Origin of the sequence: Nonomuraea harbinensis (assembly GCF_019396385.1) — a bacterium.
In the GTDB taxonomy this organism is placed as follows: Bacteria; Actinomycetota; Actinomycetes; order Streptosporangiales; family Streptosporangiaceae; genus Nonomuraea; species Nonomuraea ferruginea.
Window position 1 is genome coordinate 74,427 of the sequence record NZ_JAHKRN010000030.1, and the last position, 24,548, is coordinate 98,974.

Here is a 24,548-nt window from a genome sequence, read left to right on the forward strand (position 1 = left end):
GCGTATATGGACTGGCTCTTCCTCCTGGGGATCGCCATCTTCTTCATCGGGCTGATGGCGTCCATCGGGTTGCACGAGATCGGCCACCTGGTGCCCGCCAAGCTCTTCGGCATCAAGGTGACCCAGTACATGGTCGGCTTCGGGCCCACGATGTGGTCCCGCCGCAAGGGCGAGACCGAGTACGGCGTCAAGTGGATCCCGCTCGGCGGCTACATCCGGATGATCGGCATGCTGCCGCCCAAGCCGGGCGAGGATCCCGGCAAGCTGCGCGGCGGCTCCACCGGGCCGTTCCAGGCCCTGATCGAGCAGGCCAGGGAGGTGGCCCTGGAGGAGGTCAGGCCCGGCGACGAGAACCGCGTCTTCTACCGCAAGAAGTGGTGGCAGAAGGTCATCGTCATGTCCGGCGGCCCCGCGATGAACTTCGTGCTGGCCTTCATCCTCTACGCCCTCCTGCTGGTCGGCATCGGCGTGCCCACCTACGCGCCGGTGGTCTCGCCCGACACCAACACCTGCGTCATCCCGATCAGCGAGCACCGCACCGAGTGCCGTCCCGGCGACCAGCCCACGCCCGCCTCGCAGGCCGGGCTCAAGGCCGGTGACAAGCTCGTCGCCCTCGACGGCCACAAGATCGAGACGTGGGAGGACGCCACCCGGGTCATCCGCTCCCACGGCGCCGGCCCCGCCGAGCTGGCCATCATCCGCGACGGCCGGCCCATGACGCTGCAGACCACGCTCATCGCCCAGGACCGGCCCAAGCCCGGCGAGCCCGACGTGATCGAGAAGAACGTCGGCTTCCTCGGCGTGCTGCCGACCGAGGTCATGCAGCAGCAGAGCTTCGGCGCGGTCTTCCCCTACATGGCCGAACTGACCGGCCGCGTCGCGGTCTCGCTGGTCAACCTGCCGGAGAAGATGGTCGGCGTCTGGGACGCCGCGTTCTCCGGGGCCGAACGCGATCCCGAGGGCCCGGTGGGCGTCGTCGGCGCGGGCCGCATGGGCGGCGAGATCCTCGCCTCCGACCTGACCGGCGTGCAGAAGCTGTTCGTCTTCGTCAACCTGCTGGCCGGCATCAACCTGGCGATCGGCATGTTCAACCTGATCCCGCTGCTGCCGCTCGACGGCGGCCACATCGCCGGCGGGCTGTGGGAGGGCCTCAAGCGCGCCTGGGCGCGCATCCTGCGCCGCCCCGAGCCGTCCTACGTCGACATCGCCAAGGTGCTGCCGCTGACGTACGCGCTGGCCATCGTCATGATCGTCATGGCCGGGCTGCTCGTCTACGCCGACCTGATCAACCCGCTGCGCCTCACCGGCTGACCCGCATGGACCCCCTGGAGCGGCTGCGCGCGGTCTGCCTGGCCCTGCCCGAGGTCACCGAGCGGCTCAGCCACGGCGAGCCCACCTGGTTCGTGCGCGGCAAGAAGACTTTCGTCATGTACGCCGACCACCACCACGACGACCGGCTGGCCTTCTGGTGCGCGGCCCCGCCCGGCGCCCAGGAGGAGCTGGTGGGGCACGACCCGGCCCGCTTCTTCCGCCCTCCGTACGTGGGACACCGCGGCTGGCTGGGCGTCTACCTGGACGTCGAGGGCGTCGACTGGGACGAGATCGCCGAACTCGTCACCGACGCCTACCGGCAGACGGCGCCCAAGTCGCTCCTCGCCCGCCTGCCCTGACGGCGGCCCTCATGCTCGGCCGGGTGGCACCAAGGTGACGGTCACGTCGAGCCCGCCGTCCGGCAGCGGCCGGACCTCCAGCGTGCCGTGGTGGGCCTCGACGACGGCGGCCACGATCGACAGCCCGAGCCCCGACCCGTCGCCGCCGGCCTTCCTGCCGGTCTCCAGGCGCTGGAAGGGCCGCGTGAGCAGGTGCGCCCGTTCGGGCGGGATCAGCGGGCCGCTGTTGGAGATCCGGAGGGTGGAGCGGCCGGAACGCCCGGCCGTCTCCACCGTGATCCACCCATCGGGCACGTTGTAGCGTACGGCGTTGTCCAGCAGGTTCGTGACCAGGCGCTCGATCAGGGCGGGGTCACCGGAGGCGGGCGCCGGGCGGAGGGAGGAGTCGACGCGGATCTCCGCGTCCTCGTAGCGGCCGAGTGCCTGTCCGGTGATCGCGGCCAGGTCGAGGGGGCGGCGGTGGTCCAGCCCCTGCTGGCTGCGGGCCAGCACGAGCAGGGCCTCGATGAGCCGTTCCTGATGCTTCCCCGCGGCGACGACGCGTTCCAGCACGGCCCGCAGAGCCCGGGCGTCGGCCTCGGGGTCGGCGAGCGCGACCTCGGCCATGGCCCGCTGCAGCGTCAGCGGCGTGCGCAGCTCGTGGGAGGCGTTGGCGACGAACCGGCGCTGCGCGGTGAAGGCCGCCTCCAGCCGGTCCAGCAGCGCGTCGAAGGTGTCGGCCAGCCTTTTCAGCTCGTCGTCGGGTCCGGAGGCGGCCAGCCGCCGGTCGAGCCGGTCGGCCGTGATGCGCCGGACGGTGTCCGTCATCTCGCCCAGCGGCCGCAGCACCCGCCCGGCCATGAGCCAGCCGAGCACCATCGCCGCGCACGTCATGAAGGCCAGCGCGATCAGGGAGTTGACCAGCAGCCGGAGCGGGTCCGCCGCCCGCTCCACCGTGGGCGTCCGGACGGACACGTCGAACCCGCCGGGCGGCGCCGGCGCGGCGGGCGGTGCAGGGAAGGGCGAGTACTGGACCAGCAGGTAGATGAGCGCGACCAGCACGACCCCGGCCAGCGCGAACAGGCCACCGTAGAGCAGGGTCAGGCGAAGCCGTACGGTCCGCCTCATATGCGGTATCCCGCCTGCGGGACCGTCTCGATCAGCGGCGGATCGCCGAGCTTGCGGCGCAGCCGGCTGATCGTGACCTTCACGGTGTGGGTGAACGGGTCGGCGAACTCGTCCCACCCGCGCTCCAGCAACTCCTCGGCGGAGACCACCGCGCCTCCGGCGGTCAGCAGCAGTTCCAGGACGGCGAACTCCTTGGGACTCAGCGGCAGCCGGCGCCCGTCGCGGACGGCGATCCGGGTGGACGGGTCGAGCCGCAGGTCGCCGTGGACGAGCACCGGTGGGAGAGCGCGGTGCGACCGCCTGGCCAGCGCTCGGATCCGGGCGACCAGCTCGGCGAAGGCGAACGGCTTGGGCAGGTAGTCGTCGGCGCCCGCGCCGAGCCCCGTCACCCTGTCGTCGATCGTCCCGGCGGCGGTGAGCATCAGCACCCGCGCCGGATAGCCGGCGCCGGCCAGCGACCCGCACACCTCGTCACCGTGCAGGCCGGGCAGGTCCCGGTCGAGCACGATCACGTCGTAACGGGTCACCGAGGTGCGGTCGAGCGCGCTCCGGCCGTCCAGGACCACGTCGACGGCCATGCCCTCGCGGCGCAGCCCCGCCGCGACCGTCAGGGCCAGCTCCTCATGGTCTTCGACCACCAACACCCTCATGATCCCCAGAATGCCCCCATCGCCGGTTACAGCGGGGTAACCGTCACCGTTCCGACCCTGTAACCGGCCCCCGGCTTTCCTGGAGGCACACACGGCCGACCGAAACGGAGACATCATGTTCGGCTCGAAGATCAGCAGGTTCGTCCTGGCCGCCGTCGTCCTGGCCGCCGGCGTGGGCTGGATGGCCGGCTCGGAAGAGGAGCCCGTCAGGGACGGCGAGCAGTTCACCGCCTGCATGCGCGCTCACGGGCTGCCCGGTTTCCCCGAGATCGCGCTCTCCTCGGACGGGCTGGTCAATCTCGACATCAAGGGTGAGCGCGTCGACGTCCTGTCGGGGAAGTACGGGGCGGCGGTCGAAGCGTGCGATTCACTGCTGCCCGCGGGTTCCCGGTTGCCGGGCGCGCCGGCAGCGCCGACAGCGCCGCCGTTCCCGTCCTGACCCGCAGGGCACTGGGCTACGTCCGGGCGGCGATCCACCGATCGGTGGATCGCCGCCTCCGCCGTCCGGCGGCCAGGTCCCGTCTCCTGGTCGGTGTCGGCGGAAGTGCCGGTCGTAGCAGGCTGAATGCGCCAACCACCGAAGGGACGCGCGCATGCCACCAGTGATCGAGGTACGCGACCTCCACAAACGCTATGACGACAAGATCGCGGTCGACGACGTCTCGCTCACCGTCCAGGAGGGTGAGATCTTCGGGATCCTCGGCCCGAACGGCGCCGGCAAGACGACGACCGTGGAGTGCGTCGAGGGCCTCCGCACCCCGGATCGCGGTGAGATCAAGGTGCTCGGGCTGGACCCTCTCCGTGACCGCGCCGAGCTGACCCGGCGGCTCGGCGTCCAGTTGCAGGCCGGCCACCTCCCCGAGCGGCTCCAGGTCGCCGAGGCCCTGGAGCTCTACAGCTCCTTCTATCCCGAGCCCGCCGACTGGCGCGGACTGCTGGACGGCCTCGGCCTGGCGGACAAGGCGAAGACCAGGTACGCCAAGCTGTCCGGCGGCCAGAAACAACGGCTCTCGATCGCGCTGGCGCTCGTCGGCAGCCCCAGGGTGGCGATCCTCGACGAGCTCACCACCGGCCTCGACCCGCAGGCCCGGCGCGACACCTGGGACCTGATCGAGGGCGTGCGCTCTCGCGGGGTGACGATCGTGCTGGTCACCCACTTCATGGAGGAGGCCGAGCGGCTGTGCGACCGGCTCGCGCTGATCGACGCCGGCCGCGTCGTCATGGTGGACACCCCGGCCGGTCTCACCGAGCGGGCGTGCGCCGGGCAGCGGATCCAGTTCCGCCCGTCCAGGCCGATGGACGACCGCCTGCTGACGAGCCTGCCCGACGTCTCCGGCGTCACCCGTAGGGGAGAGCTGGTCATCGTCAACGGCAACGACAACGCGCTCAACGCCGTCACCACCGTGCTGGCCCGCAACCAGATCGTGGCCCATCAACTGCGCGTCGAGCAGGCGAGCCTGGAGGACGCGTTCGTCCGGCTGACCGGCAAGCGTCCCGACCCCCGGTGACACATCAGAGAGAGGCCCCCATGCCCATGTCAGCATCGAAGACCGCCGAGCGGGGTTCCGCGACCTGGCGGCTCATCAAGGCCGAGAGCACGTTGTGCGTCCGGGACAAGGTCGGCCCCCTGTGGGGCATCGGCTTCCCGCTGATCCTGCTGGTCATCCTCGGCAGCGTCTCCGATCTGCGGACGCCTGTGGAGGGCGGCGGCGGCCTGACGTACTTCGACCTCTACGTCCCTGTTCTGGTTCTGTTCAACCTGGCCATCCTGGCCACGGCCTCCCTGCCGACCACGCTCGCGGGATACCGGGAGAACGGCGTGCTGCGGCGCATGCGCACCACACCGGTCGGCCCCGCTCGCGTGCTCGCCGCCCAGCTCGTGGCCAACTTCGCCATCGCGGTCGTCGCGATGGTCCTGTTCCTCGGGGTGGCCGGGTTCGGCTTCGGCGTCGGCCTGCCGGAGCACCTTCCCGGTTTCGCCCTCGCCTGGCTGCTCGCGGCGGCCGCGCTGCTCGCGATCGGCCTGCTGATCACCGCGCTCGCGCCCGGGCGCGGCCCGGCCACGGCGATCGGCACGGTGCTGTTCTTCCCGATGATGTTCTTCGCCGGACTGTGGGTGCCGATCTCGCAGATGCCGCCGCTGCTGCGGGACATCGCCCACTACACCCCGCTCGGCGCGGGCATGGGGGCGTTCCAGGACGCGTACCAGGGTCACTTCCCGTCGGTCGTGCCGCTGCTGACCCTGGCGGCCTACGCGGTGGTGTGCGCGTCCGTCGCCATCCGCTGGTTCCGCTGGGAATAGCCGCCCGGAATAGAATCCGGCAAGGGAGAGGGAGCCTTGAAGACTTCGCCACAGCCGCCGTTCCTTCTGGTCAACGTGGTGCCCTACGCGCTGCTGGCGCTCCTCGTCGCGATCCTGCTGGTCGTGGAGGACTGGACGGGCTCCTTGCTCGTCGACCTCGGCCTGTGCGCCCTGGCGGCCGCGTGGATGCTCGGCATGTTCACCCTGCGTCCCGGCTGGTGGGGCCGGCCACGGACCATGGGGGTGTTCGTCGCGGGGCTGCTCGTGATCACCGCGGTCCTGGTGATCCGTCACCCCCTCTTCGGGCTCTTCACTCCCGCCGCCTACATCTACTCCTTCACGGTCCTGCGCTGGCCGTGGCGGCTGCTGGGGGTGGCCGCCACGGCGGTCCTGGCCGGTACGGCGCAGGCGTCCAGCATCCCCACGACCGACGCGCTCGGCCTGACGCTGGCCGTGATCGTCATCGCCTTCAACATCGCCATGATGTGCGCCTGCGCCTGGGGCCTGTGGCTCGCCGAGAAGGAGGAGGAGCGGCGCGAGCAGACCCTCGGAGAGCTGAGCCGGACGAACCGGCTGCTGGAGGCGTCGCTCGCCGAGAACGCCGGCCTGCACGCCCAGCTGCTCGCCCAGGCCAGGGAGGCGGGCGTGCTCGACGAGCGCCGGCGGATGGCCCGCGAGATCCATGACACCCTGGCGCAGGGGCTCACCGGCATCATCGCGCAGCTCCAGGCGGCCGAGCAGATGCACGAGGTCCCGGCGCCGTGGCGCCGGCCCTTCGACGCCGTCAAGAACCTGGCGAGGGAGAGCCTGGCCGAGGCGCGGCGCTCGGTCGACGCGCTCCGGCCCGAGCCGCTGCGGACCGCGCGCCTGAGCGACGCCCTCGCCGACGTCGCCGGCCGGTGGTCGAGGTTGCACGGGCTCGCCGTTCACGTCACGACGACCGGCACGGCGCTGCCGATGACACCGGAGGCCGAGTTCGCGCTGCTGCGCACGGCCCAGGAGGCACTGGCCAACGTGGCCAAGCACGCGCACGCGACCAGGGTCGGCGTGACCCTGTCCTACCTGGACCACGAGGTCGCGCTGGACGTACGTGACGACGGCCAGGGCTTCGACCCCGCGGGTCTCGACACCGACGGCGGGTCACCGCCGCCCCGCGGCGGCGGATTCGGCCTGACCATCATGCGTCAGCGCGTCGAAGGACTGTCCGGCACGCTGCGGATCGAGTCCGAGCCCGGCGCCGGCACCGGGATCTCGGCCTGCGTCCCCACCCTGCCGGCCGGGAGCCACGCATGACCGATCACACGGCCACGATCCGGTTGTTGATCGCGGACGACCATCCCGTCGTCAGGGACGGGCTGAGCAGCATGTTCGCCTCCGCGCCGGGATTCGAGGTGCTGGGCGAGGCGGCGGACGGCGCCGCGGCCGTACGGCTCGCCCAGGAGCTCCGGCCCGACGTGATCCTGATGGACCTGCGCATGCCGGGCATGGACGGGTTGACCGCGATCAACGAGCTGACCAGGCTGGGCGTCACCGCGCGCGTGCTGGTCCTGACGACCTACGACACCGACACCCACGTCCTCCCGGCGATCGAGGCGGGTGCGACCGGCTACCTGCTCAAGGACTCCCCCCGGGAGGAGTTGCTGCGAGGCGCGCGGGCCGCCGCCAAGGGCGAGAGCGTGCTGTCCCCCTCGGTGGCGGCCCGGCTGATGAACCGGGTCAGGACCCCCGCGCCGCAACTGCTCAGCCGGCGTGAGCTCGAGGTCCTCGAACTCGTGGCGGCCGGGAACACCAACCGTGAGGCGGCCGCCCGGCTGTTCATCACCGAGGCCACGGTCAAGACTCACCTTCTGAACATCTACGCCAAGCTGGGCGTGGGGGACCGCGCCGCCGCCGTCACCGAGGCGTTCAACCGAGGGCTGCTCGTCCCGCGATGACGCTGGAGACCCCCTTCTCAGTGCATCGAGATGTGCACGTGGTCGAAGTGGTTCTCGGTGATGCTGCCCCGGTCGGACATGCCGCTCCAGCCCGAGCCGTGGTTGATCCGCTGCTTCCAGATCACGTACTTCACGCCCAGCTTGCCGCGGTTCTGCACGGCCCATTCGGCGATGCGGTCGCCGAGGGCCGTGTTGGTCCCTGACGGCATCGAGCCGCCGGTGCTCATCATGAAGTCGCAGGCCCGGCCCAGCGGATGCTCGCCGCTCGACCCGGAGCGGAAGCAGCCCACGCTGAACGGCAGGGCGAAGTTCTTCGCGATCTCGGTCTTCATCAGCCGGGTGCGGGGCGTGATGTTGTCGGCGCCCGACGGGAGCTGCGGCGCCCAGGTGCCGTCGGAACGGAGCCCGGTGGCGATCGGCACCAGATCTTCCAGCTTCTTCTCGATGTCCTTGATGACGCCCTCGGCCTCCTCGCGCTGGCCGGCCACCTCGGCGGCGTCGGACTCGATCTCCTTGGTCAGCGCCGTGGCCTCGTCGGCCGCCTTCTTCGTCTCGTCGCGGGCCTCGGCCACCTTGTCGACCAGCGCCTGCTGCTCGGCCGTGAGCTGCGCCAGCAGGGCGGCGTTGCGGCCGTCGGGCAACTGGATCAGGCTCGGCAGCTGCATGCCACCGCTCTGGTACTGCAGCAGGGCCAGCTCGGCGACCCGGTCCTCGGCGGAGCTCAGGGTCTGCTCGGCGGTGGCCAGCCGTTTGTCGGCCTCCTCCGCCGCCTTGCGGGCCTCGGCCAGCTCGACGCGCTTGAGGTTGTAGCGCTCGATCAGCTTGTCGACCTTGGCGTTGAGCTGCTTCAGCTCCCTGCGGAGCTGCTGCTCGCCGGGCTTGGGATCCGCCGCCGCGGACGTGGTCAGGGCCGGGGTGAAAAGCACCGCCGCGGCGGTGACGAAACCGATGGCAAGATGCGCGGGGGACGCTGCCGCCACGTGATGGGTCCTCTCCCTCTGCCGGCCGGGTTAGCTGACGGGTTCGGGTACGGGAGCGCTCCCTACCACCGAAGTGGATTCACCCCAAGTGCGATTGGGTCCCCGGCTCCTGGGCAACTCGCCCAGGATTAGGCATGTTCACACGGCGCTTTACGGTCGTGCTGGAAGGGATAGTAGTGGTAGATCACAAGTAATGCGAGTCAAACGGAAATCTCTTAGTGATCTACCTGTGATCGAAGCGTGCGTGCGGCTTCTTCGGGGAGCACGTCGTTGACGAACGCGCCCATGGCCGACTCGGATCCTGCCAGATACTTCAGCTTGCCCGGGGCCCGCCTGATGGAGAACAGCTCCAGGTGCAGGTAGCCCAGCTCGCGGTCCTGCCGGACCGGCGCCTGGTGCCAGGCCGAGATGTACGGCATCGGCACCCCGAACAGCCCGTCCAGGGCGCGTAGCACCGAGGTGTAGAGCGGGGCGAACGCGGACCGCTCGGCCTCCGACAGCGCCGCCAGGTCGGGCACCTGCCGGTGCGGGTAGAGGTGCACCTCGAACGGCCAGCGCGCGGCCGCCGGCACGAACGCCGTCCACAGCTCGTTGGCCGCCACCACCCGGACCCCGGCCTCCCGCTCGGCGGCCAGCACGTCCGCGTACAGATTGCGGCCCTGTCGCCGCTCCGCGTACCGCCGGGCCGCCCCGAGCTGCAGCTTGGTGCGCGGCGTCACGTACGGGTACGCGTAGATCTGCCCGTGCGGGTGGAAGAGCGTGATGCCGATCTCCTCGCCCCGGTTCTCGAAGCAGAAGACCTGCTCGACGCCCTCCAGCGCGGACAGCTCGGCCGTACGGTCGGCCCAGGCCTCCATGACCAGCTCCACCCGGTCGTCGGAGAGCTGGGAGAAGGACGAGTCGTGCGTCGAGGTGAAGCACATCACCTCGCACCGCCCCATGCCCGGCCGGACCTCGCTCAGCCCTCCGACATCCTGATAAGTCCCGAGATTGCCGGAGAAGGAGGGGAAGCGGTTCTCGAACACGACCACGTCGTAGTCGTACGCCGGGATCTCCGACGCACGCGTGTCGGACGACGGGCACAGCGGGCACTCGTCGGGCGGCGGCAGGAACGTCCGGGTCTGCCGGTGGCCCGCCATCGCGATCCACTCCTCGGTCAGCGGGTCGTAGCGCAGCTCCGACGCCACCGGCCGCGGGTCCAGCGGCCGCCGGTCGATCGCGCTGCGGTCGGCGCCGTCGCTCCGGTCGAAGTAGATGAGCTCCCGGCCGTCGGCCAGCTCGGTGATGGTGCGCTTCACGCCGCCCCCTCTGCGATGATCAACTCTCCGGCCCTGTCGGCCAGCTCCCTGCGTGCCTCCTCGGGCAGCCCCGCGTCGCTGATGACCACGTCGGCCTCCGTCAGCTCGGCGATGGTGCTGATGCCGACCGTGTTCCACTTGGTGTGGTCGGCCGGCACCACGAGCCGGTGCGCGGCGCTGACCAGCTCACGGTCGGTCTCGGACTCCAGCAGGTTGGGAGTGGTGAACCCGGCGCGCAGGCTCATCCCGTGCACCCCGAGGAAGAGCGTGTCGACGTGCAGGCGGCGGATCGCGGCCACCGCGACCGGGCCGACGAGCGCGTCGGAGGGGGTGCGCACGCCGCCGGTGAGCACGACCGTGCGGTCGGCGCGGGCGTTGCGGTGGAAGACGTCGGCCACCGGGATCGAGTTGGTGATCACGGTGAGCTCGGGCACGCCGATCAGATGGTGGGCCAGCGCCCAGGTGGTGGTGCCGGCGGACAGGGCGACCGCGGTGCCGGGGCGCACGAGCTGGGCCGCGCGGCGCGCGATGGCCTCCTTCTCCTGCTGCTGCCTGGCCGACTTGGCGGTGAAGCCGGGCTCCTCGGTGGAGCCGGGGCCGACCGCGGTGGCGCCGCCGTGGACCTTCTCCAGCAGCCCCCGGTCGGCGAGCACCTCCAGGTCGCGTCGGATGGTCATGTCGGAGACGCCGAGCTCGCGCACGAGGTCGGCCACCCGGACACCGCCCTTGCTGCGCACGCGTTCGAGGATCGCCTGCTGGCGCTGCTGTGCGAGCACGCCCCCGCTCCTTCCAACAGATTCCACCAAATTATGACACGAATATGTTGGGGAATGTTAGGTAACCCCAGGCCTTGCCGGGAAGCCGGTGAAGAGGGACGTTGGGTCGGATCCCGTACCCCGACCACCGGGAGGTGACCGTATGGCCAGGCGCGCACGCAAAGGCAAAGCACGCAAGAAGAAGAAGGCCAACCACGGCAAGCGCCCCACCGCGCGCTGACGGACCCCGCCGCCCGCCCGGCGGGCGGCGGGTCCTCGTTCACGCCGGCAGCCCGCTCAGCGCCTCGTCGATGCGCTCCTGCGGCAGCGCGAAGTCCTCCATCTCGCCCGACAGGTAGCGCTCGTAGGCGGCCAGGTCGAAGTGGCCGTGCCCGCACAGCGCGGTCAGGATCACCTTCTCCTCCCCGCTCTCCTTGCAGCGCAGCGCCTCCGCGATGGTCTCGGCCAGCGCATGTGTCGGCTCCGGCGCGGGCAGGATGCCCTCCGTCCTGGCGAAGCGCACCCCCGCCTCGAAACACTCCCTCTGCGAGCGGGTGACCGCCTCGAACATCCCCAGCTCGTACATGTGCGACAGCAGCGGCGACATGCCGTGGTAGCGCAGCCCGCCCGCGTGGATGGGGTCGGGCACGAAGTCGTGGCCCAGCGTGTGCATCTTCATGAGCGGGGTGAGGCCCGCCGTGTCGCCGAAGTCGTAGGCGTAGCGGCCGCGCGTGAACGACGGGCACGCCTCCGGCTCGACGGCCCGGATGACCGGGTCGATCTTCCCGGCCAGCTTCTCGCGCAGGAACGGGAAGACCAGGCCGCCGAAGTTCGACCCGCCGCCGGTGCAGCCGACGATGACGTCCGGCATCTCCTCCAGCTGCCCCAGCGCCTCCTCGCCGATCACCGTCTGGTGCATGAGCACGTGGTTGAGCACCGACCCGAGCGCGTACCGGGTGTCGTCGGCCGACGCGGCGACCTCGACCGCCTCGCTGATCGCGATGCCCAGGCTGCCGGGGGAGCCGGGGTACTCGGCCAGCACCTTGCTGCCGGCCTGCGTCACGGGCGACGGGCTCGCGTGCACGCTCGCCCCGTACACGCGCATCAGCGCCGAACGGTACGGCTTCTGGTCGTAGGAGGCGCGCACCATCCAGATCTCGCAGTCGAGGCCGAACTGGGCGCAGGCGAAGGCCAGCGAGCTGCCCCACTGCCCGGCGCCCGTCTCGGTGGTGAGCCTGCGCACGCCCTCCTGGGCGTTGTAGAACGCCTGCGGGACGGCCGTGTTCGGCTTGTGCGAGCCGGCCGGGGAGACGCCCTCGTACTTGTAGTAGATGCGCGCCGGCGTGCCCAGCGACTTCTCCAGGTTGCGGGCCCGCATGAGCGGGGTCGGCCGCCACAGCCGGTAGACGTCGAGCACTTCCTGGGGAATGGGCACGTACCGCTCCTGGCCGACCTCCTGACGGATGAGCTCCATCGGGAACAGCGGCGCCAGGTCATCGGGACCGATCGGCTGCCTGGTCGCCGGGTGCAGCGGCGGGGGAGGCGGGACGGGCAGATCGGGAACGATGTTGTACCAGTTGCTGGGGATCATCGTCCCAGTCTGCTCCCGCCGCCGGTCACGATCCAGTCCCGTCAGGCGCGTCGCTCCGCGTCGACCTGGCGGCGCACCTCCGGCACGACCTCCTCGGCGAACCTGGTCAGCTGCTCCCGCTGGTCGCCCTCCGGCCACAGGATGAACGTGTCCATCCCGTAGGCCACCGCCAGGTCGGTCAGCTCGTCCACCCACTGCCCGGCCGGGCCCTTGAGGAAGCCCTCGCTCGGGCCTCCGGTGATGGTGCCGTTGACGTTGTAGAGCCTGCGCACGTCCCGCGGCCGGCGATCCGCCTTCTCCGCGGCCTCGTCGATGCGCGCCTGCAGCTCGGGCAACCGCTCCGGCGGCGCCCACGACGAGGACGGCAGCCACCCGTCGGCGGCCCTGCCGGTGAGCGCGAGCGCCCGCGGCCCGCCGACGCCGAGCCAGATCTCCATCGGGTGCGCGGGCTCAGGCCCCGCCTGGGCGCCGCTGAGCCGGTAGTGCTCGCCGTCGAACCGCCGGTTGCGCTCGCCGCTCCAGATCGCCCTGACGACCGCGACGGCCTCCTCCAGCGCGCCGATCGCCTGCCCGGGCGTGCGCCGCGCTCCTCCGTACGCCTCGATCGCGTCCCAGAACGCCCCGGCGCCCAGCCCCAGCTCGACCCGGCCGCCGCTGAGCAGGTCGAGGCTGGCCGCCGCCTTGGCGAGCACGGCCGGCTGCCGCATCGGCAGGCTGGCCACGTCAGGGAACACCCGCACCCGCTCGGTGGCCGTGGCGATCACGCTCAGCAGCGTCCAGGTCTCCACGTAGCGCCGCTGGTACGGGTGATCCTGCACACCGATCAGGTCCAGCCCCAGTTCGTCGGCCAGCCGCGCGTACTCGACCAGCGGATCATCGGCATAGGGCACCAGGAAGTAGCCGAACTCCAGCGGACGTCCATAATCAGCCATAACCGTCACCTACCCGTTCACGGCCCGGATCGCCAGCCGATCCGGATGGTCCGCGCGTACCACCACATCCGCGGCCTCCTGCGGCCGCACCTCGCGCTCGTACCGCTCGTACGCCGGCAACCGCCACCGCTCCTCCGCGGGCGTGCGGCGTTCCAGCGCGCCCCTGGACAGCCACACGTGCACGGCCAGCTCGACCGGCAGCCCCCGGCCCAGCAGCAGCGTGCCGTCGAGCAGCAGCACCCCGCCGGGCGGCAGCGTCCGGTACGGCACGCGGTAGGCGCGGTCGGCCCCGCTGTCCCACAGGGCGGGCAGCACCCTCCCCGAGCGCCCCGGCCCCAGCGGCTCCAGCACCTCGCGCAGCAGCGCCCCGGTGTCGAGCCACTCGTCGTAGAACACGTCCGGATCCGTACGCCCGAACTCCAGCCGCAGCGACGCGGGCCGCAGGAAGTCGTCCGCGGACACCCGCAGCACCTCCCGCCCGCGCACCCGCAACGGCCCCGCGAGCCGATCGGCCAGCTCACCCGGCCCGGCCGCCGGCGCCCCGTCGACCACCACCCGCACCCACGCCTCGCGCGGCCACCCCGCGACCCTGTCGGCGAGCTCCTCGGCCAGCCCCTCGGCCGAGATCGGTCGTACACCCATCACCCGAGCCTACGAGCCGCCCGCTCCAGGACGGCGGGCCTCACCGAGATCGCACTGGCTTCACCCCGGCCACTGACTACCTGGAGTCTTCGCGATCGTCCGAGAGCCGAGTGTCCCCGCCGGGGGCGCTTCCGCAGAACAGCTTCCAGAGATGGATGCTCATCACGACGAACAGGGCGACTCCGCCGAGCATGATGACGAGGGCGCAGAGCGCGTACGGATGGAAGATCACGGGGCCTCCTGCCGTCGTGCTGATCATAGGCGACCCGAGGTTCCATCAGACAACAGCAAGGCCCAGGCGGCGGGATCGTCTCCCTGACCTGGGCCTTCGCTTGTGGAGCGGACGACGGGAATCGAACCCGCGTAGCTAGTTTGGAAGACTAGGGCTCTACCATTGAGCTACGTCCGCGCGAACCGGTCGAAGTCTGGTCTAGACTGCATCCGGTCGTCAGGGCGTAAGCGTACCGGAGTCCCGGAGCGCGTGCGTACCCCGGCGCCACGGGGCGTGGCGCAGCTTGGCAGCGCGCTTGCTTTGGGAGCAAGAAGTCGCAGGTTCAAATCCTGTCGCCCCGACTTGCCTGACCAGCACGAAGGCCACCCCCGGATTCGGGAGTGGCCTTCTGAGTGACTAAGTGAGTGACTACAGCTCCGCGCGGCTCTCGAAGATGCGGTCCATGGCCATAGCACCGGCTTGAAGGACGGGCCGGATCTGCTTGCGGTAGACGGCCTCGGTCACGGCCGTGCTGCTGTGGCCGACGAGCCGGGAGATCTCTTCCAGCGGGATGCCGTTGTCCGAGAGCAGCGAGACGAAGCTGTGGCGCAGTTCGCGGGGCGTCCACTCGGCGGGGTTCAAGCCCTTGGCATCCCTGATGACGACGCGGAAGGCACGCCGGACGTTCGAGGCGTCCAGCTCCGTACCGGCCGACGAGGCGAACACCAGTCCTCCGATGGTCCAGGAGTCTCCCTGCTCGCGGCGCTGCTCCTCCCGATGCAGCCGGAGCACCTCCACGCAGCGTCGAGGCAGGGCGAGCGTGCGCCGGGACTTCTGTGTCTTCGTGTCGCCGCCCGCACGGACCGACCGCCACACCGCCACATGCGGCGGCACGGGCGGGACGGCCTTCGGATCTCCTTGCAGATCGACGTGATCCCACGTCAGGGCCCTGAGTTCCTCCGTACGCGCTCCAGTGAGCAGGGACACCACTACGTAGGCGTACAGCCTTGTTCCGTCCGCAGCTTTGAGTACGGCGTCCGCCTGGGCGAACGTCAGCGCTTTGGAAGGGCGACCCGCCTTTCCAACGGGCACTGAACACAGCTCCACCACGTTCCGTTTGACCTTGTCGCGGGCCATCGCCCGTTTGAGGGAGCGATTCAGGCATGACCGGATGATCTGCAAGGTACGGGTGCTGAGCGTCTTCGCTTTGTCCGCCAGCCACCTGTCCACGTCCTCGGCGCTGAGGTCGCGCAGCTTGCGCTTGCCCAGGGCGGGGATGACGTGCTTCCGGCACAGAATCGTGTAGGACTCCACCGTTCGCGGATCGCGACCGTTCAGGCCGTAGGCCAGCCAGTCGTTCACGGCCCGTTCGACGGTGTAGTCCCCGGGAGCGATGGCGAGCCCATCCTCGTAGTCCCGGACGATCTCTTTGAGCTTGTCCTTGGCGGCGGTCTTGGTCTTGCCGCTGGCCTTCTTGACGATGCGCTTTCCGGCCGGGGTGTAGCCGACCGTGACCGAGGCGATCCAGCGCTGGCGGGACTCGTCCCAGTGCAGGCCGCCGTCCCCACGGCTACGGCGTTTGGTCATGACGCCTCCTGCTGCAACAGGGTGATGTACTCGCGGAGGGCGCTCTCCGGGATCAGGCGGCAGCGGCCCTGCTTGACCGAGCGGAGGCGGCCGGAGCGCAACTGTTCGTAGATCACGCTGCGGCTCATGCGGAGCTTCAGCATGGCGTCAGGAACGCGGTAGAGCTGGACGTCATCGGCCATGCTTGCCTCCTTCGTTGATCCTGGCGGCCAGGGCGGATTCGCCGGGTGTGAAGCCTTGTCCGGCGTACTTCCAGTGGGCGAGGACGAGGGTGCTGGTCGGGTCGTAGGGCAGGCGTTGCAGTTCTTGGGCCTGGCGGTATTCCAGGCGGACGCGGCGTAGGGCGGTCAGGGTGGTGGAGTAGGCGCGGCTCTTGGTGGAGAAGTGGCCTCGGAAGCCGAGCATGTGAGCCCACTGGCGCAGCCGGAGCGGGGCCAGGTCCGGGTGAGTGTCGGTGTTGCCGAGGTCCCAGGCGGTGCGGATCAGGCGGGCGGCGTGGTCGGTGACGCCGTGGGTGTGCAGGCGGGCGAGGTCTTGCCGGGTGACGCGACGGTCCAGGGTGCCGGAGGTCTCGGCGGCCTTGGTGGCGTACTTGGCGATGTAGCCCGCGACGGCGACCTCGGACAGGGCATCGGCGTCGAGGCCGGCGGATTGGATCGGGCGGACATCGATGGCGCCCCAGGTGAGCGGTCGCCCGGTCTCCGGGGCGGGCAGGCGGACGGCCTTGGCGGCGGAGGTGATGGCGGTGGTGAGCAGGTCGAGGGTGGCCCAGGCGGGCGGTGCGGTGAGGGCGTCGTCGTTGCGGCCGTCGAGGCGGATGACGGCGTGGAAGTGGACGATGCCCCGGGCCTGGTATTCGGCGACCTTGGCGAAGGACAGGCGGGTGATGCGGGCGAACTCCTTGCGGGTCAGGCCGGTGGCGGCGGCCAGGTGCTGGCGGAGGTAGATGGTGAAGCGGTGCCACAGGGCGGCGGCGTGGGCGTTCCACAGGACGTGGCCGGTGTGGTCGTAGGTGTCGGGATCGAGCGGTTGGCCGATGGTCGGGTCTCCCTTCTGGTGGCGGGTGAAGCAGGACGGGCCGGTCCGGCGCGGGTGACAGAGGTTGAGCGTGCCGTCCTTGTCGGGGCCTCGGTGGACGGGGCCGAAGGACGGGGCGGTCAGGGTGGCGAGCACTTTCGGGTGGGTGCGGACGATCTCCGGGACTCCTTTGGTTCCGCCGAGCAGGCCCGCGCGGATGAGGTGGAAGGTGTCTTGGCGGTAGGTCTCGGCGCAGGCCGGGCAGCGCGAGGCGCGGCGGTTGCCGCAGCGGATCAAGAGTTGGCCATGTGGTTCGTCGTGGGTGGTGTAGGTGTGCAGGAGTTCGCCGGTGGTGCCGTGCAGGGTGGTGGACTCGCCGGTCAGGCGGATCGGGTCGGTGCAGCCGCGGAGCCGGTCGACCTGGTGAAGCCAGCGGGTCACGTCGTGGTTGGAGCGGCGGGCCAGGTCCCGGATGACGGGGCCGATGAGGTCGCCGGGCTGGGCGGGTGTTTCGGTCACTGAGCCTCCTCTCCGCTGCCTTCGCAGCACGGGCGGTAGATGGTGATCAGGTGGTGGGTGCGGGTTGAGCGGACGTGGACGGAGCCGTATCCGTCACATTCCGGGCAGGGCCGGTGGCGCATACTGGAGTTCCTTCGTTGAGTGCGGAGGGTGACGCCCCAGGGGACGGCGGGCTGCCAGGCTTGAGCCGTCCCGTGGTGGCGTCGCCGGGGTCAGTCCCGGTTGTCGAGGTCGATGCCGGTGCCGGAGCAGCCGGGGCAGGTGTCGTCGTCGTACAGGCCGGTGCCGTTGCAGGTGGCGCAGGCGTAGTAGTGGATCATTCGGGTTCACCTCCTTGCGGTGTGCAGGGGCAGGGCTCGTCCGGTGTGGTGGTGTCGCAGTCGGGCGGGTCGCCGTCGAAGTCGCAGCCGTAGCGCGCGCAGCAGGTGCAGAACGGGCACGGCAAGCGGGTCACGAGTGGGCGCCGCAGCAGTCCAGGCACAGGGCCCAGGTGTCGATGCGGGTGGTGTTCTTGCCGCGTCCGATGATCTGGAAGGTCTCCACCTGGCCCTGGTCTTGGCAGGTTGGGCAGACGGGCTTCTTGGCGCGGCTGCGGGGGGTGCGTTTGGTCGTCATCGGGGGCCTTCTCCTTCCTTGGTGATCCAGGCGACCCGGTTGCCGCTGGCGTGGGCGATGGCGGCCAGGACGTGGGCGAGGTTGGTGGTGTCCAGGCCGGTGATGGCGGGGCCGAGCTCGACCGGCAGGCCGTCGGCCAGCGAGAGGGCGATGCGCAGGATGGCGGCCTCGGAGCCGGAGCAGGGCATGCAGCCTCGGTTGAGCGCGATGTGCGCGGCCTGCCAGTCGATGACCGCGTAGGGGACACGGGTGTAGGTGGCGGTGACGTAGTCGATGGCGTAGCGGCGGAACTCCCTGTGGGTCAGCCAGACGCCGTGGCGGATGAGCAGCTCGACGGCGGCTTCCAGGGCGTAGGAGCCTCGGGCCCAGGCGCGGGCGGCTTCGGTCAGCTCGTTCGGGGTGGGGTTGGTCATGTGATGGGTTCCCTTCTGATCTGGGTGAGCAGGTCTGTGGCCAGGTCGGCGGAGACGTGCATGCGGGCGGCGAGGTGTTCGCCGGTGATGGGGCGGTGGTGGGTGGCCTGGTGGTCGTTGGCCAGGCGGCGGGCGTAGGTCAGAAGTGCCGGCGACGGCCCGTGCTCGGCCGGGTGAGGGGCGGCGTCCAGCGCGGGCACGTCGGAGGCGACCAGCTCGACCATTTCGGCCGTACTGGCGTTGTCCTCGGTCACCGGCTCATCGGGCTCAGGTGGCCGGTGGGCGGCGCGGCGCTCCAGCATGGAGACCGCGACGAGGAAGGCCACGGCTGGGGTGGCGGCGGTGATCCAGCCCCACACGCTCGGGTGTGCGGTGGCCAGGTTGGCGGCCAGGGTGAGCACAATGCCGCCGGTCAGCACGAGCGCGGGCCACGAGATGAGGCGGCCTCGGTGGCGGCCGGTGCGCTTGTCGCGTTGGAGTTCGCGGGCGGCCATCACGCACATCAGGTCGATGCACACGGCGACCGCCCAGGACTGCCAGCCGCGTTGCCCGTGCCGGGCGGCCAGGTCGCTGATGTGGGTGAAGGAGCCGACAGCGGCGATCACCGCCAGGACGATCACGGGGCCGGTGTCGAGCAGGCGTGAGCGGATGCGGCTCATGGCAGGCACCTCCCTTCGGTTTCGGGCATGGGTGGGGTAGGGACTTGGCGTGATGGGCTCAGGCCGGGGCCGTGGCGGACGGGTTAGGTGGGTTCGCCTTCGCGGGCCAGGGCTTCGAGGTCGGCGTCCGTGACGGTCACGGTGTCGGTGCCGGTGAGCAGGTCGGCCCAGGCGGGCGTGAGTTCGGCGTGGGCGTGGGCGGCGGCCTCGGCGACTTCTTCGCTGACGTAGACCGAGCGGGCGCGGTACCAGCGGCCGTCATCGGCGACGACGACGGCGGTGCCGGGCATGTTCGCCGGGATCTGCCGGGCCGCGTCGAGGGCGGCCGGGTCGGTGTCGCCCAGGGTCATGGTGGCGGTTTCGGGGTCGTTGACGCGGTGGCAGACGCGTCCGGACAGTTGGGAACGCAGGGCGGTGACGCCGGGGCCGAGGTCGGAGCCGACCCGCTGACCGCAGACGAACAGGTAGAGGCCGAACGCGCGGCCGAGCTGGGCCAGCCGCAGGAGCGCGGTGGCGGTGGAGGTGATCTCGTCCTTCTCGCCCTTGTGGGCCATCAGGAACAGTTCGGCCACCTCGTCGACCAGGACCACGACCGGGGTCGGGCGCAGGTCCTCGGGCAGTTTCCAGATGTTGCGGGTCCTGTTCGCCCGGCATAGGGCCATGCGGGTTTTGACCAGGCAGATCAGGTCGTTGAGCAGGCCGACGCATTCGGTGCGTTCGGTGGCGATGGCCGACAGGCGCGGCCCGTAGGCGGTCAGCTCGACCCCGCCCTTGAGGTCGAAGCCGACCAGCGCGACGGGCTGCGCGGACAGGCCGGTGATCAGGGCGTTGAGCAGGGTGGACTTGCCCGATTGGGTGGCTCCGGTGTTGAGCCAGTGCGGCACCGTACGGAAGTCGACCACCCACGGCGCGCCGGTCTCCAGCAGGCCGACCCGCACCCGCAGCAATCCTTCGGACAGGACCGGGATACGGACCTCGGACAGGGGATCGCCTCGGGTGGCCAGCAGCGTGACGCGGCCGGGCCGGGAGGAGATGAGCCGGACGGAGTGCACGCGCCAGGCGTGCGCGAGGTTGGACAGCCGGGCGCTGTAGTCGTCTGGGGTCTGGCCGTCCATGAGCTTGACGTTGACGCGGAAGCCGAGACGGCACGGGCGGACGATACCCAGCCGGGGCGGCTTGTCGATCTGCACGCGGCGGACCTTCCGCCGTTGAGCGAGTGAGATGGTGGCGTGGCCGACGACCGGCAGGCCGTCCAGGGTGTAGCGCCAGCGGCGCCGCTTGCGGGTGAGCGCGCAGCCGAGGGCGACGTTGCCCCAGGTGACGTAGACGTGCAGGGTCTTGAGCGGGTAGCCGACGACGAGCCAGAACGAGGCGGGGTGCAGCCTGCGCCACACCAGCAGGACCGTGCAGACCGAGGCCACCGTGATGGCCAGCGGGATCAGCCAGTCGGACATACTTGGAACGTTCCTTTCATACTGTGAGAGGAAGGCCCTGGAGCGGGCGGTTAGCTGCCAGGCGATGCGCCCGCTCCAGGGGCGCAGGTGCGGCTAAGCCGCTTTCGGTGTGGCCACCGTGATGGTCTCGGCGCGAAAGCCGAGACCGGACCGGCCGTTCATCGACCAGAAGAACGCCGCCAGGCCGACCGGCCGAACCTGTACGCCCTCGGGGATCTGCGGGAACGTCACGCTCGGGAACGTCACCACGATCACCGGGTTGCGCCGGTCGTCGTTCGGCTTGGGCAGCAGCGGGATCGTGTACAGCTCCCGCCCTTCGGCGTCGCGCTTCACCTCGCCGGTGGCGCGATCCACGATCTTGGGCTCGGGCTCACCGGCGACGATGAAGGCCAGGCTGGTGATGTCGACGGGGATGTTGCGCATGGTGAACTCCTCTGAAAGTTGCCTAACTTGGCTAGGCATCTCTGCTGACGAGTTCATGTTGCCCAGCATGGCTAGCCATGTCAAGCATGTGCGAGGAACTGGACTAGGCAACCTAGAAGAACTAGGCTGATTTGCGTGATGAGTCTCGATCCCGACGACCCCCGCCCGCCGTACCAGCAGGTCGCCAACGCCTTGCGCGCCGCGATCCTGACCAAGAAGTTCGAGCCGGGGGAGAAGCTCCCCTCAGGCCACGACCTGGCCAAGACGTACGGCGTGGCGCGCATGACCATCCAGCAGGCCATCCGCCTGCTCCGCGACGAGGGCCTGGTCGTTTCCCGCCAAGGCAGCGGCGTGTTCGTACGCGAACGCACCGAACGGCCCGTCGAACTCCGCCCGCACATCGAACGAGCCTTCGAGGAGCCGAACGTCTCCATCGACTTCGCCGGCTTCTCCGGCGAAACCCTCAACGGGATGCTTCAAGAACCGCTCGACAAGATCCGCCTAGGACGGCTCACACCCGAGACCATCAGCATCCGCATCCTGGTCCCCGACATGGAACACCCCATGTCCCTGCCCTGCCGGGCCGAAGACCTCAGCGACGATCCGGTGATCCGCACCCGCGCCCTGCGCATCCAGCAGCGCAGCACCCAGGCCATCGCCGACGCCGTCCACGAACTCGCCGACCTCGGCCTCGTCAAAACCGCCACCGTCCACGTACGCGCCCACCAGACCGCGCCCGCGTTCAAGTTCTACGTGATCAACCGCGAGCGCGTGTTCTTCGGCTTCTACCCCGTCGTCAAGCACACCGTCCGCATCAAGGGCGAACCCCACGAGCTGTACGACGTGATGGGCAAGGACGCCCTGCTCTTCCACTACGAGATCACCGAAGACCCCGCATCGATGGCCTCGCAGTACGTCACCGAGACCCGCCGCTGGTTCGACAGCATGTGGACCACCATCAGCCGCGAGGTCGACCTATGACCCCCGCCCAAGTCCTGCGCGAAGCTGATGCCGTGCTGCTCGACTTCGACGGCCCCGTGTGCAGCATCTTCGCCGGGCTACCCGCGTCCGTGGTCGCCTCCCGGCTCAAGGAACTGCTCATCAGGGAGGGGGTACGACTGCCGAAGGACGTCGAAGCGCTGGACGACCCGCTCAAGGTACTGCGCCGCACCGCCGACATCGCCCCCGAACTGGTCGACAAGGTGGAGACCGCGCTCATGGCCAACGAGGTAGAGGCCGCGACCTGTGCTGAGATCACGCCGGGCGTTCGCGAGTTCCTCGCAGCATGCGCAGTGGCCGGCAAGCCGGTCGCCATCGTGAGTAACAACTCCGAGCCCGCGATCGAGACGTTCCTTGCCCTGGCGGACTTGGGGGAGTGGGTCACCGCGGTTTCCGGGCGCCCCATCGGAGAACCGGAACAGATGAAACCGCATCCGCAATCGACGCTGCGGGCATGCAAGGCACTGGGAGTCGAGCCCGCGCAAGCCGTACTGATCGGAGACTCCGGCTTCGACATGCACGCCGCACACAACGCAGGAACCCGCAGCATCGCCTACGCCAACGACCCAGGAAAGGCCGAGAGCCTCACGCAGGCCGGAGCCGACGCAGTGACCGACAACATGGCCGAACTGGCCGACCAGCGCTAACGAGGCCCTATCGGTAGATGACAGGGTGGTCCATGATTCATACCTTCCCTACCTCATCAAGCCGCCGCCCGATGGGCGGCGGGCGGCCGGGCGGTCCGGGCGGGCGTGCGGCCTCTCCGGGCCGGTCCCGCCCGGGCCACCCCGCCGCCACAACGGACGTAGTTATGCAGTGCGAGGCTGAACCGCAACGCTGCTGGGATGGCGACGAGAGCTGTGAACATGCACTGAGGTGATGCCTGCTACGCATACCTCTGCTCCAGGGCGGGTCAGGGTAACGCGGCTAACGGTGCTTAGCGCGTCCCTCACATGTCGTGCGCCCTGCCCGAAGTCAATCAAGCTAGGACAGGGCACACAACCATGCTGCGCCGCTAAGTGATCCCGGGCTGCCCAGGTGTGGAGCGCGCGATACAAACTGCGACAATTGCCGTGACGATCTGAGTTACGTCCGACGCGGTAGCTCCAGCGAGCGTCAGCGCGAACGCTAGCGCGGCAAGTATCGCCACGATCCATGCAGGACTACTAGGGGCAGGTAGTGTGGGCAAAGCAGCCTCCTGTTCTCAGCTGTGGTTGCATGCCGCCCGCCCCAGGGGATGCTGACAGTGGAAGAGCCGGCTTCCCTGGGCGGGCGGACACCCCGACCTTAAAGCACGCCGAACTCATTCAGGGGCGATCGCGCCCATCACAAAAATCGCCTAGTGTACATGTACTAAGCCTCCTTTGTACAGGCACTTAGCTTTTGCAGGTACTTAGTCACACAGGTCAGAAGCCCAACTAGTCCTTATCTTGACTAGGTGAAATAGCGGGACGGCGGCGCAGTTTCGCGAGATCGCAGATATATCAATATGGCCAGAAGGTAAGCCTCAGTGGTAGGTATCCGGGCGGTGGGGATCAACTCGGTGAGATACCTGCAACTACCGAAAGTGTCTTGTCGAGGTGGGCAAGTAGGTAGGGCCGTGACGATCGCTCACTTCGGCACTCGCCGTAGTCGGCTGGGGCGATCGGCTGCCGCGGACCGACTTCGTCGGTCCTTGCCACCGGATGAGAGGGCTGCTCAACGTGTCATCGAGGCCGGGAGCGTCGAGACCTGGTCGGCAGGCTGCGGGTAGGGATGAGCCGACCCGCTCAAGCGCTGAGGTGTGGGTGACCAACTGGGTGACGATCGAGGCGTACGAGCGCGGACGTTCACGGACCTTGTCTGACTGTTTCCGCAGGTCGAACCTCGTTGTAGACCCTTTCCAGGCCGCGATCAAGTGGCTTTGGGAGCAAGAAGTCGCAGGTTCAAATCCTGTCGCCCCGACCAGCGTGAAAAGGCGCTTCCCGAGACCGGGAGCGACCGGGGAGCCGGCCGTCACAGGTTCTCGGACGACCCCGTGCCAGGACGCCTGGCCCGGGTCGTAGGAGATCGGGCGGTGGGCTCGTCCGCCGTGGCCTGAGAGGCCGGTCCGGAGTCGCGTGGTTCGCCCGGTGCGGCACAATGCCCCTGTGATACGCACTTCCTCCTTGGCCGCCGGCGCGGCCGCGGTGTTCGTGGTGACCGCCTTCGTCGTGGAAGGGCGAGGGCTGGTGGCGTTCCTCTGCGTGATGGCGCTGCTCTGCCTGGGCGCGTGGTTCTTCCTGGACCGCCGTGGCTCCTAGGGCCGGTCTGTCAGGGGCCGGCGTGGAAGAGCGCCCAGACGGCCTTGCCGCCGCGGCTCAGCGGGTCCCAGCCCCAGCACTGGCTGTACGTCTCCACGATGTAGAGCCCGCGGCCGTTCTCCGAGATGAAGTCGGGCTCCTTGCGCCGCGGCACGTCGTCGCTGGGGTCGGCGACCGCCAGCAGCACGTGCGGCGCCACCCTCATCAGCAGCAGGGTGATCTCGTGGCTGCCGTGCGCGTACATGCCGTACCTGACGGCGTTCGTGACAAGCTCGGAGACCACGAGGGCGGCGTCGTCGCCCAGCTCGGACAGGCCCCAGCGGGCGAGGGTGGAGCGGGTGACGTCTCTGGCCGTCTTGACCGAGTCGGCCTGGAACGGGAGGGGGCACGCGGTGGTGTACGGCTTGGCCGACGTGAGCAACTGGTCGAACCCCACCTCACGGGTGATCTGGAGGCAGTCGGCAGTGGCCAGAGGATCCTCCACCATCCCGCCGTTACCTCCCAGTTG

Annotated in this window: 29 protein-coding genes, 2 tRNA genes and 1 riboswitch; of the genes, 12 read left to right on the top strand and 19 right to left on the bottom strand. The window is 69.8% G+C overall.

Annotation, left to right across the window (positions count from 1 at the left end; translation table 11 throughout):
- Positions 1 to 6: 6 nt before the first annotated feature.
- Positions 7 to 1,311: a M50 family metallopeptidase gene (locus KME79_RS27740; RefSeq protein WP_219547063.1), complete on the top strand. Its 1,305-nt coding sequence runs from the start codon at positions 7 to 9 to the stop codon at positions 1,309 to 1,311.
- Positions 1,312 to 1,316: 5 nt separating this feature from the next.
- On the top strand, positions 1,317 to 1,670 hold the full coding sequence (locus KME79_RS27745; protein WP_219547065.1) for an MmcQ/YjbR family DNA-binding protein: 354 nt from the start codon (positions 1,317 to 1,319) through the stop codon (positions 1,668 to 1,670).
- Positions 1,671 to 1,679: 9 nt separating this feature from the next.
- On the opposite strand, the gene KME79_RS27750 is transcribed toward KME79_RS27745, so the two are convergent.
- Both KME79_RS27750 and KME79_RS27755 read right to left on the bottom strand, forming a co-directional pair.
- Complete coding sequence (locus KME79_RS27750; protein ID WP_219547067.1) at positions 1,680 to 2,777, bottom strand: sensor histidine kinase; 1,098 nt, start codon at positions 2,775 to 2,777, stop codon at positions 1,680 to 1,682.
- On the bottom strand, positions 2,774 to 3,427 hold the full coding sequence (locus tag KME79_RS27755; RefSeq protein ID WP_148029947.1) for a response regulator transcription factor: 654 nt from the start codon (positions 3,425 to 3,427) through the stop codon (positions 2,774 to 2,776). Before KME79_RS27755 ends, KME79_RS27750 begins: the two co-directional genes overlap by 4 nt.
- Positions 3,428 to 3,542: 115 nt before the next feature.
- Here KME79_RS27755 and KME79_RS27760 point away from each other — a divergent pair, with 115 nt between their 5' ends.
- From KME79_RS27760 to KME79_RS27780, 5 genes are all read left to right on the top strand, one after another.
- Positions 3,543 to 3,866, top strand: a complete 324-nt coding sequence (locus KME79_RS27760; RefSeq protein WP_219547069.1) for a hypothetical protein — start codon at positions 3,543 to 3,545, stop codon at positions 3,864 to 3,866.
- 154 nt (positions 3,867 to 4,020) lie between these two features.
- The gene (locus KME79_RS27765) at positions 4,021 to 4,935 is read left to right on the top strand and encodes an ABC transporter ATP-binding protein (RefSeq protein ID WP_219547071.1); all 915 of its coding nucleotides are present in this window, start codon (positions 4,021 to 4,023) and stop codon (positions 4,933 to 4,935) included.
- A gap of 20 nt (positions 4,936 to 4,955) precedes the next feature.
- Positions 4,956 to 5,729, top strand: a complete 774-nt coding sequence (locus KME79_RS27770) for an ABC transporter permease (RefSeq protein ID WP_219547073.1) — start codon at positions 4,956 to 4,958, stop codon at positions 5,727 to 5,729.
- Positions 5,730 to 5,765: 36 nt separating this feature from the next.
- Positions 5,766 to 7,022: a sensor histidine kinase gene (locus KME79_RS27775; protein ID WP_219547075.1), complete on the top strand. Its 1,257-nt coding sequence runs from the start codon at positions 5,766 to 5,768 to the stop codon at positions 7,020 to 7,022.
- The gene (locus tag KME79_RS27780) at positions 7,019 to 7,663 is read left to right on the top strand and encodes a response regulator transcription factor (protein ID WP_219547077.1); all 645 of its coding nucleotides are present in this window, start codon (positions 7,019 to 7,021) and stop codon (positions 7,661 to 7,663) included. Before KME79_RS27775 ends, KME79_RS27780 begins: the two co-directional genes overlap by 4 nt.
- 17 nt (positions 7,664 to 7,680) lie before the next feature.
- Here the strand turns inward: KME79_RS27780 and KME79_RS27785 are convergent, their stop codons facing one another.
- The 3 genes from KME79_RS27785 to KME79_RS27795 form a co-directional block, all read right to left on the bottom strand.
- A complete protein-coding gene (locus KME79_RS27785; protein ID WP_219547079.1) occupies positions 7,681 to 8,643 on the bottom strand; it encodes a coiled-coil domain-containing protein in 963 nt (320 codons plus the stop codon).
- 5 nt (positions 8,644 to 8,648) lie between these two features.
- A riboswitch (cyclic di-AMP (ydaO/yuaA leader) is annotated at positions 8,649 to 8,788 on the bottom strand.
- Positions 8,789 to 8,858: 70 nt separating this feature from the next.
- Positions 8,859 to 9,941, bottom strand: a complete 1,083-nt coding sequence (gene galT, locus KME79_RS27790) for a galactose-1-phosphate uridylyltransferase (protein ID WP_219547081.1) — start codon at positions 9,939 to 9,941, stop codon at positions 8,859 to 8,861.
- A complete protein-coding gene (locus KME79_RS27795; RefSeq protein ID WP_148029954.1) occupies positions 9,938 to 10,717 on the bottom strand; it encodes a DeoR/GlpR family DNA-binding transcription regulator in 780 nt (259 codons plus the stop codon). The genes galT and KME79_RS27795 overlap by 4 nt, the downstream gene beginning before the upstream one ends.
- Before the next feature lie 142 nt (positions 10,718 to 10,859).
- Between KME79_RS27795 and KME79_RS47505 the strand changes: the two genes are divergently transcribed.
- Entirely contained in the window at positions 10,860 to 10,937 is a 78-nt protein-coding gene (locus KME79_RS47505) for a 50S ribosomal protein bL37 (RefSeq protein ID WP_371252575.1), read from the top strand.
- A gap of 39 nt (positions 10,938 to 10,976) precedes the next feature.
- Here the strand turns inward: KME79_RS47505 and KME79_RS27800 are convergent, their stop codons facing one another.
- From KME79_RS27800 to KME79_RS27820, 5 genes are all read right to left on the bottom strand, one after another.
- Positions 10,977 to 12,287 (bottom strand): TrpB-like pyridoxal phosphate-dependent enzyme, encoded by a 1,311-nt coding sequence (locus tag KME79_RS27800; protein WP_219547083.1) that lies wholly within the window; start codon positions 12,285 to 12,287, stop codon positions 10,977 to 10,979.
- Between the two features lie 41 nt (positions 12,288 to 12,328).
- Entirely contained in the window at positions 12,329 to 13,219 is an 891-nt protein-coding gene (locus KME79_RS27805) for an LLM class flavin-dependent oxidoreductase (protein WP_219547085.1), read from the bottom strand.
- 9 nt (positions 13,220 to 13,228) lie between these two features.
- Positions 13,229 to 13,861 (bottom strand): nucleoside/nucleotide kinase family protein, encoded by a 633-nt coding sequence (locus KME79_RS27810; protein ID WP_148029957.1) that lies wholly within the window; start codon positions 13,859 to 13,861, stop codon positions 13,229 to 13,231.
- A gap of 76 nt (positions 13,862 to 13,937) precedes the next feature.
- Entirely contained in the window at positions 13,938 to 14,093 is a 156-nt protein-coding gene (locus KME79_RS27815; RefSeq protein ID WP_219547087.1) for a hypothetical protein, read from the bottom strand.
- 103 nt (positions 14,094 to 14,196) lie between these two features.
- A tRNA-Gly gene (locus tag KME79_RS27820) sits at positions 14,197 to 14,270 on the bottom strand.
- Positions 14,271 to 14,360: 90 nt separating this feature from the next.
- Between KME79_RS27820 and KME79_RS27825 the strand changes: the two genes are divergently transcribed.
- A tRNA-Pro gene (locus KME79_RS27825) sits at positions 14,361 to 14,434 on the top strand.
- 67 nt (positions 14,435 to 14,501) lie between these two features.
- Here KME79_RS27825 and KME79_RS27830 read toward each other — a convergent pair.
- The 8 genes from KME79_RS27830 to KME79_RS27865 all read right to left on the bottom strand — a co-directional run bounded on the left by KME79_RS27830 (position 14,502) and on the right by KME79_RS27865 (position 20,759).
- Positions 14,502 to 15,659, bottom strand: coding sequence for a tyrosine-type recombinase/integrase (locus tag KME79_RS27830; RefSeq protein ID WP_219547089.1), 1,158 nt, complete (start codon positions 15,657 to 15,659; stop codon positions 14,502 to 14,504).
- Complete coding sequence (locus KME79_RS27835; protein ID WP_219547091.1) at positions 15,656 to 15,841, bottom strand: helix-turn-helix domain-containing protein; 186 nt, start codon at positions 15,839 to 15,841, stop codon at positions 15,656 to 15,658. Before KME79_RS27835 ends, KME79_RS27830 begins: the two co-directional genes overlap by 4 nt.
- Entirely contained in the window at positions 15,831 to 17,195 is a 1,365-nt protein-coding gene (locus KME79_RS27840; protein ID WP_308249074.1) for a replication initiator, read from the bottom strand. Before KME79_RS27840 ends, KME79_RS27835 begins: the two co-directional genes overlap by 11 nt.
- Positions 17,196 to 17,645: 450 nt before the next feature.
- Positions 17,646 to 17,810: a hypothetical protein gene (locus tag KME79_RS27845; RefSeq protein ID WP_219547092.1), complete on the bottom strand. Its 165-nt coding sequence runs from the start codon at positions 17,808 to 17,810 to the stop codon at positions 17,646 to 17,648.
- On the bottom strand, positions 17,807 to 18,223 hold the full coding sequence (locus KME79_RS27850; RefSeq protein ID WP_219547094.1) for a hypothetical protein: 417 nt from the start codon (positions 18,221 to 18,223) through the stop codon (positions 17,807 to 17,809). The genes KME79_RS27845 and KME79_RS27850 overlap by 4 nt, the downstream gene beginning before the upstream one ends.
- A complete protein-coding gene (locus KME79_RS27855) occupies positions 18,220 to 18,882 on the bottom strand; it encodes a DUF2637 domain-containing protein (RefSeq protein WP_219547095.1) in 663 nt (220 codons plus the stop codon). The genes KME79_RS27850 and KME79_RS27855 overlap by 4 nt, the downstream gene beginning before the upstream one ends.
- An 83-nt stretch (positions 18,883 to 18,965) precedes the next feature.
- A complete protein-coding gene (locus KME79_RS27860) occupies positions 18,966 to 20,336 on the bottom strand; it encodes an FtsK/SpoIIIE domain-containing protein (RefSeq protein WP_219547097.1) in 1,371 nt (456 codons plus the stop codon).
- A gap of 93 nt (positions 20,337 to 20,429) precedes the next feature.
- Positions 20,430 to 20,759 carry an SCO3933 family regulatory protein gene (locus tag KME79_RS27865; protein ID WP_219547099.1) on the bottom strand — a complete coding sequence of 110 codons (330 nt, stop codon included), beginning with the start codon at positions 20,757 to 20,759 and terminating at the stop codon, positions 20,430 to 20,432.
- A 138-nt stretch (positions 20,760 to 20,897) separates the two neighbouring features.
- Between KME79_RS27865 and KME79_RS27870 the strand changes: the two genes are divergently transcribed.
- From KME79_RS27870 to KME79_RS27880, 3 genes are all read left to right on the top strand, one after another.
- Positions 20,898 to 21,740, top strand: coding sequence for a GntR family transcriptional regulator (locus tag KME79_RS27870; RefSeq protein ID WP_219547136.1), 843 nt, complete (start codon positions 20,898 to 20,900; stop codon positions 21,738 to 21,740).
- Positions 21,737 to 22,405: an HAD family hydrolase gene (locus tag KME79_RS27875; protein WP_219547101.1), complete on the top strand. Its 669-nt coding sequence runs from the start codon at positions 21,737 to 21,739 to the stop codon at positions 22,403 to 22,405. Before KME79_RS27870 ends, KME79_RS27875 begins: the two co-directional genes overlap by 4 nt.
- A 1,482-nt stretch (positions 22,406 to 23,887) precedes the next feature.
- Positions 23,888 to 24,040 carry a hypothetical protein gene (locus tag KME79_RS27880; protein ID WP_187281012.1) on the top strand — a complete coding sequence of 51 codons (153 nt, stop codon included), beginning with the start codon at positions 23,888 to 23,890 and terminating at the stop codon, positions 24,038 to 24,040.
- A gap of 10 nt (positions 24,041 to 24,050) precedes the next feature.
- Here KME79_RS27880 and KME79_RS27885 read toward each other — a convergent pair whose 3' ends face one another.
- A complete protein-coding gene (locus KME79_RS27885) occupies positions 24,051 to 24,527 on the bottom strand; it encodes an ATP-binding protein (protein ID WP_219547103.1) in 477 nt (158 codons plus the stop codon).
- Positions 24,528 to 24,548 lie beyond the last annotated feature (21 nt).